Source organism: Leyella stercorea DSM 18206 (assembly GCF_000235885.1).
Lineage (GTDB): Bacteria > Bacteroidota > Bacteroidia > Bacteroidales > Bacteroidaceae > Prevotella > Prevotella stercorea.
In genome coordinates, this window is the sequence record NZ_JH379407.1 from 1,863 (window position 1) to 6,155 (window position 4,293).

Annotated in this window: 4 protein-coding genes; 2 read left to right on the forward strand and 2 right to left on the reverse strand. The window is 49.4% G+C overall.

What is annotated here, in order from left to right; translation table 11 throughout:
• Positions 1-34: 34 nt before the first annotated feature.
• Both trpS and HMPREF0673_RS14165 read right to left on the reverse strand, forming a co-directional pair.
• Positions 35-1,120, reverse strand: a complete 1,086-nt coding sequence (trpS, locus tag HMPREF0673_RS04855; protein WP_007898881.1) for a tryptophan--tRNA ligase — start codon at positions 1,118-1,120, stop codon at positions 35-37.
• A gap of 156 nt (positions 1,121-1,276) precedes the next feature.
• Positions 1,277-1,522 (reverse strand): hypothetical protein, encoded by a 246-nt coding sequence (locus tag HMPREF0673_RS14165; protein ID WP_172633640.1) that lies wholly within the window; start codon positions 1,520-1,522, stop codon positions 1,277-1,279.
• Between the two features lie 124 nt (positions 1,523-1,646).
• Between HMPREF0673_RS14165 and HMPREF0673_RS04860 the strand changes: the two genes are divergently transcribed.
• Entirely contained in the window at positions 1,647-2,120 is a 474-nt protein-coding gene (locus HMPREF0673_RS04860; protein ID WP_007898886.1) for a hypothetical protein, read from the forward strand.
• A 14-nt stretch (positions 2,121-2,134) separates the two neighbouring features.
• Entirely contained in the window at positions 2,135-4,138 is a 2,004-nt protein-coding gene (locus tag HMPREF0673_RS04865) for a SusD/RagB family nutrient-binding outer membrane lipoprotein (protein ID WP_007898887.1), read from the forward strand.
• The last annotated feature ends 155 nt before the right edge of the window (positions 4,139-4,293 follow it).

Sequence of the window (4,293 nt, forward strand, 5' to 3'; positions counted from 1 at the left end):
GCGTGGGTATGGCAAGGATGCCATACCCTCCTTTTTACTTGCGGAACTTCTCTGCCTGCTGCTGAATGAGCGCAGCGTCGTTGAAGTAGTCGATCTGCATTGCGCGGCGCACCTCGTCCATTGTCTGAGCGGCAGTCTCGCGCGCAGCCTCCGAACCCTTGCGCAGGATGTTATAGATTTCGGGGATATCCTTCTCGTACTCGGCGCGACGCTCACGGATAGGTTCGAGCATCTTGTTGAGCACGTTGTTGAGGAACTTCTTCGTTGTGCCGTCGCCGATGCCGCCACGCACGTAGTGGTCCTTCAGCTCCTCGAGTGTCTTGTACTCGGGCCAGAACTCGGCGAAGTCGTCGGGCGTGCTGAACGCCTCAAGATATGTGAACACGGCGTTGCCTTCGAGGTTGCCTGGCTCGTCCATGCTCATGCGCGGTGCACCGTTCGACATCTTCTTCACCTTCTTCCACACCTCAGCGGCTGAGTCGGAAAGGTAGATGCAGTTGCCGAGCGACTTCGACATCTTCTCCTTGCCGTCGGTACCTGGCAGGCGGCGTGCCGTAGCGTTCTCGGGCAGCATGATCTCCGGCTCCACGAGCACCTCGCTGTATGTCTGGTTGAAGCGGCGCACGAGCTCGCGTGTCACCTCAATCATCGGTTCCTGGTCTTCGCCTGCAGGCACAGTTGTAGCCTTGAACAGAGCGATGTCGGCAGCCTGGCTCACAGGGTAGCAGAAGAAGCCGAGCGGAATGTTAGCCTCGAAGTTGCGCATCTTTATCTCGGTCTTCACGGTCGGGTTGCGCTGCACGCGCGACACGGTGATGAGGTTCATCAGATAGGTGGTAAGCTCGGCGAGCTCCGGTATCTGACTCTGTATGAAGAGCGTGCACTTCTCGGGGTCAAGACCAGCCGAGAGGTAGTCGAGAGCCACCTCGATGATGTTCTGGCGAATTTTTTCGGGGTTGTCTGCATTGTCGGTGAGAGCCTGCACGTCAGCCATGAAGACGAACATACGGTCGAAATCGCCAGCGTTCTGCAGTTCGACGCGGCGGCGGAGCGAGCCAACGTAGTGACCCAAATGGAGCTTACCTGTTGGACGGTCGCCCGTAAGAATTATCTTTCCCATATCTTGTTTATTTTTATTTCCTGTTTGTTTTTGTTTCCTATCAACCTACAAAGGTACATTATTTATAGGAATTGGGCAAACAGTTTGCGGTTTATCACAACGATTGGGGTTGTTTTTAGTTATAGTGGTTTTATACACATGCAAAGTTACAAAACATTAATCATATAAAGCCGTTTTCTGCACGTCAAAAGTTCGCCACAAACCATCCGCGTCGGTCGATACGAGCATCTGCGTCGGTCGGTGCGGATGTCTGCGTCGGTCGATGCGGATGTCTGCGTCGGTCGGTGCGGATGTCTGCATCGGTCGGTGCGGATGTCTGCGTCGGTCGGTGCGGATGTCTGCGTCGGTCGGTGCGGACTGAAAAACACGTAATCTTGAGTCGTCAAACACAAAAAAGTACAATAAAAGTTTTATGTTTACATAATTATATATATATATTTGCATCTGACTAATGTAATGCTTAAACATATCCTATAACAAACCAACAACTCATAAAAAACTATTAATAATTAAACAACGACTGCTTATGAAAAAGCTATTACTCACACTATTATTTGGTGCATCGTGTATGCTGCCTGCTTCGGCAGCCAAATACATGACCCTTGTTTTCGCCGACGGCAGCGAGCAGAGCTTACAGCTAAGCACGCAACCAGCCGTATCTTTCAATCGTACAAAACTGATTGTGAAGTTCTACAACCCCGTAGCAGGACAAACAGATTTGAATTTCAACAAACAAGAGGTGAAGAAATACTTCTTCTCTGACGAGGCTACAGATGTTGAGTCAGTAGCCGACACACAGACGGGCATGAATGTGCAGGGCAACCGCATCGTTGTGCGTGGGGCTAAAGGTGCTGTGGGCGTGTTCCGCACCGATGGCACGCAGGTGCAGACTGTGGTAAAGGTTGACGGCGACACTGTTGTCATTGAACTTGACAATCTCGCCAACGGCACATACATCGTGCGTGCCGGAAAGAATGTTGTAAAAATAGCTAAAAACTAAATGCTACTACTATTATGAAAAAGAAGACATCAACCATTTTCGCCCTTGCGCTCGCAGCAATGCTCGGAATGGGCGTGGCAGAAGCTAATGCACAACGAGTAGTATACAAAGGAACGGCAACCATAAACCAAAAGGATGGCACAAGCACAAAATTCGACGTATCGAGTTTGCGTCAGTTATTCAACACAGAGAACTATGCGCGTGTAACTACAGAAGAATATGGTAAATCCGGATATTTCGAAAACGTAGACAACGTATCCTTCGATTGGGTAGCAAAAACCATTGGAGAGATAAAGATTGACTATAAAAAGGAGATTTCAGGCGAGGAACTAAAGCAGGCTGTTAAAGATATGCGCACTCAACTGGGTTCTGCGCTTAAGGCTGTATATGGTATGCGTGGTGGTAAAGAAGGTGGTCCGCCTCAAGCACACGCTTATCAGTTCGCTTATAACCTCGGTCCCGACAGCTACGTACAGTATTTCTGCGTACCTCACTATGACTTCCCGTACGCTAACTTCACACTGCGTTCTACATACGACTTGTGTAAAGGTTGTCTCGATGGTCCGGGTGTAAGTTTCAGAGCAATGAAGTATGATATGGTTCCTACTCTGAACGCAGAGAAGATAGACTACATGCCTGAGTTGAAGGCTATCTATCTCATGCTCTTTAACTACTCAGCCATCGAGAACGTAGACCTCTTCGGTCCGATGCCTTACAACGACCACAAGAATTATGTTGAAGAGTCACCATTCGTGTACGACCGGGTGAAAGATATCTACTATCAAGCGAAAGCCAATATAGATGCCGCTATTGAGTGCTTCAAATATTACAAAGGCCACCGCTCTGATACTTACAAAGAACAGATTGGAAGGATTATCCTAAGTCGCGTGCAGTTACTCTCTTCTGACTATTATACTGACGCTTCAGACCTCAGTGTCTGGATTCGCTTTGCCAACTCTTTGAAGCTCCGTATGGCGATACACATGAGCAAGGTGGAACCTGCAACAGCCAAGCAATGGGCAGAGGAAGCAGTGGCAGGCGGTGTGATTGAGAATGAGGCTGACGAGATTGGATTATTCCCATCTCTTTTGGGTAGTGCTCATCCACTTATTGAGATTATGGGTTGGAATGATATCGTCATGGGTGCTTCGTTCATTAATCTGCTTCAGAACCTCGACCACCCATACATGAAGTATCTCTTCACAAAGAACAGCATAGCTTTGGAAAAGAGCAAGCAGGCTGTTTCTGGTACATCTGCTCCTGCCGTTACTCCTAAGGGAAGTGTATATGTAGGTATGCGTAATGGTGTTACTCCTGGTGAGTGGCAGGCAGCAGCCAACAACCCATACGCAGGCTATTCTATGCTTGATAGGACTTATTTCTCCGAGTGCAATCCTCCGCTCTACCTTATGAAGGTTTCTGAGGTTAACTTCCTCCGTGCCGAGGGCGCACTCCGTGGTTGGAACATGGGTGGTACAGCACAGAGTTTCTACGAGCAAGGCATCCGCACTGCCTATCTTGAGGATCGTAATTTCCCAATAAAGAAATATGCGAATTACGTTGACGACTATCTGAATGCAGTGGCTCCGAAGGGTATTGCATACGTTGACCCACAGGGTCTGACACCCGATATGCCAAGCGTAACGAAGATTGGTGTGAAGTGGAACGAGGGCGACTCTAAGGAGACAAAACTCGAGAAGATTATCACACAGAAGTACATCGCTTCTTTCCCGTACAGCTACGAGTCGTGGGTTGACCTCCGCCGCACTGGCTATCCGAAACTCTTCCCTATCCTCAACACCGAGCATAGCGACGGCACCATTAAGCCTGGCGACCCGAAGGTGCAGACGGCAGACAACATCATGCGCCGCATACCATGGATACCTGACGACTCACAGAAGAAGGAGGACATTAAAGCCACTGGCATACCGGCACTCAGCGAAGACACAAACAACAAGCCGGCAACCGACACACAGATGCAACGCCTGTGGTGGGACGTTGACGCACCCAACTTCTAAAAGCTTGACTCGCACATAATATTAAACAGAAAAGAGCAGAACTTCGGTAGCGAGGTTCTGCTCTTTTCGTATTCGTGGGGGCGTGGATAAGCAAACGTGGGGCGTAGCAACGACAAACGTGGGGTGCGTGGAGGGCGTGTCAAAACTCCCAATAT

Bases quoted from the DNA above. Each gene is read 5' to 3' on its own strand.
- HMPREF0673_RS04865 (WP_007898887.1), top strand. From the start codon at position 2,135: ATGAAAAAGAAGACATCAACCATTTTCGCCCTTGCGCTCGCAGCAATG.
- trpS (WP_007898881.1), bottom strand. From the start codon at position 1,120: ATGGGAAAGATAATTCTTACGGGCGACCGTCCAACAGGTAAGCTCCAT.
- HMPREF0673_RS04860 (WP_007898886.1), top strand. From the start codon at position 1,647: ATGAAAAAGCTATTACTCACACTATTATTTGGTGCATCGTGTATGCTG.